This is a genomic window from Pseudomonas sp. TH08, from assembly GCF_016651275.1.
Taxonomy (GTDB): Bacteria; Pseudomonadota; Gammaproteobacteria; order Pseudomonadales; family Pseudomonadaceae; genus Aquipseudomonas.
In genome coordinates this window covers 1-2,500 of the sequence record NZ_JAEKEE010000003.1, presented here as the reverse complement: position 1 = coordinate 2,500, position 2,500 = coordinate 1, and the positions used below count along the sequence as shown (strand labels likewise).

Here is a 2,500-nt window from a genome sequence, read left to right as displayed (position 1 = left end):
CACTAACTGGAGGACCGAACCGACTACCGTTGAAAAGTTAGCGGATGACCTGTGGATCGGAGTGAAAGGCTAATCAAGCTCGGAGATAGCTGGTTCTCCTCGAAAGCTATTTAGGTAGCGCCTCATGTATCACTGTAGGGGGTAGAGCACTGTTTCGGCTAGGGGGTCATCCCGACTTACCAAACCGATGCAAACTCCGAATACCTACAAGTGCCGAGCATGGGAGACACACGGCGGGTGCTAACGTCCGTCGTGAAAAGGGAAACAACCCAGACCGTCAGCTAAGGTCCCAAAGTTATGGTTAAGTGGGAAACGATGTGGGAAGGCTTAGACAGCTAGGAGGTTGGCTTAGAAGCAGCCACCCTTTAAAGAAAGCGTAATAGCTCACTAGTCGAGTCGGCCTGCGCGGAAGATGTAACGGGGCTCAAACCATACACCGAAGCTACGGGTATCATCTTCGGATGATGCGGTAGAGGAGCGTTCTGTAAGCCTGTGAAGGTGAGTTGAGAAGCTTGCTGGAGGTATCAGAAGTGCGAATGCTGACATGAGTAACGACAATGGGTGTGAAAAACACCCACGCCGAAAGACCAAGGTTTCCTGCGCAACGTTAATCGACGCAGGGTTAGTCGGTCCCTAAGGCGAGGCTGAAAAGCGTAGTCGATGGAAAACAGGTTAATATTCCTGTACTTCTGGTTATTGCGATGGAGGGACGGAGAAGGCTAGGCCAGCTTGGCGTTGGTTGTCCAAGTTTAAGGTGGTAGGCTGGAATCTTAGGTAAATCCGGGATTCTAAGGCCGAGAGCTGATGACGAGTTATCTTTTAGATGACGAAGTGGTTGATGCCATGCTTCCAAGAAAAGCTTCTAAGCTTCAGGTAACCAGGAACCGTACCCCAAACCGACACAGGTGGTTGGGTAGAGAATACCAAGGCGCTTGAGAGAACTCGGGTGAAGGAACTAGGCAAAATGGCACCGTAACTTCGGGAGAAGGTGCGCCGGTGAGGGTGAAGGACTTGCTCCGTAAGCTCATGCCGGTCGAAGATACCAGGCCGCTGCGACTGTTTATTAAAAACACAGCACTCTGCAAACACGAAAGTGGACGTATAGGGTGTGACGCCTGCCCGGTGCCGGAAGGTTAATTGATGGGGTTAGCTAACGCGAAGCTCTTGATCGAAGCCCCGGTAAACGGCGGCCGTAACTATAACGGTCCTAAGGTAGCGAAATTCCTTGTCGGGTAAGTTCCGACCTGCACGAATGGCGTAACGATGGCGGCGCTGTCTCCACCCGAGACTCAGTGAAATTGAAATCGCTGTGAAGATGCAGTGTATCCGCGGCTAGACGGAAAGACCCCGTGAACCTTTACTATAGCTTTGCACTGGACTTTGAATTTGCTTGTGTAGGATAGGTGGGAGGCTTTGAAGCGTGGACGCCAGTTCGCGTGGAGCCATCCTTGAAATACCACCCTGGCAACTTTGAGGTTCTAACTCAGGTCCGTTATCCGGATCGAGGACAGTGTATGGTGGGTAGTTTGACTGGGGCGGTCTCCTCCTAAAGAGTAACGGAGGAGTACGAAGGTGCGCTCAGACCGGTCGGAAATCGGTCGTAGAGTATAAAGGCAAAAGCGCGCTTGACTGCGAGACAGACACGTCGAGCAGGTACGAAAGTAGGTCTTAGTGATCCGGTGGTTCTGTATGGAAGGGCCATCGCTCAACGGATAAAAGGTACTCCGGGGATAACAGGCTGATACCGCCCAAGAGTTCATATCGACGGCGGTGTTTGGCACCTCGATGTCGGCTCATCACATCCTGGGGCTGAAGCCGGTCCCAAGGGTATGGCTGTTCGCCATTTAAAGTGGTACGCGAGCTGGGTTTAGAACGTCGTGAGACAGTTCGGTCCCTATCTGCCGTGGACGTTTGAGATTTGAGAGGGGCTGCTCCTAGTACGAGAGGACCGGAGTGGACGAACCTCTGGTGTTCCGGTTGTCACGCCAGTGGCATTGCCGGGTAGCTATGTTCGGAAAAGATAACCGCTGAAAGCATCTAAGCGGGAAACTTGCCTCAAGATGAGATCTCACTGGAACCTTGAGTTCCCTGAAGGGCCGTCGAAGACTACGACGTTGATAGGTTGGGTGTGTAAGCGCTGTGAGGCGTTGAGCTAACCAATACTAATTGCCCGTGAGGCTTGACCATATAACACCCAAGCAATTTGCGTCGAAAGGCCAGAGTTGCGGTGTGTGAAGACGAAACGAACCGAAAGTTCGATGTTCACAAACACCGATAGCTGTCACATACCCAATTTGCTGAAGCGAGGCCATCTGGTCACGAGTCAGTACCCGAATTTCTTGACGACCATAGAGCGTTGGAACCACCTGATCCCATCCCGAACTCAGCAGTGAAACGATGCATCGCCGATGGTAGTGTGGGGTTTCCCCATGTGAGAGTAGGTCATCGTCAAGATTAAATTCCGAAACCCCAATTGCGAAAGCAGTTGGGGTTTTGTTTT

2 rRNA genes (1 of these 2 cut by a window edge) are annotated in these 2,500 nt (G+C 51.9%); both read left to right on the top strand.

The window, feature by feature from the left end:
- Positions 1-2,187: ribosomal RNA gene (locus JFT91_RS13400) — 23S ribosomal RNA — on the top strand (it extends 708 nt beyond the left edge of the window).
- A gap of 151 nt (positions 2,188-2,338) precedes the next feature.
- Positions 2,339-2,454: ribosomal RNA gene (gene rrf, locus JFT91_RS13395) — 5S ribosomal RNA — on the top strand.
- Positions 2,455-2,500 lie beyond the last annotated feature (46 nt).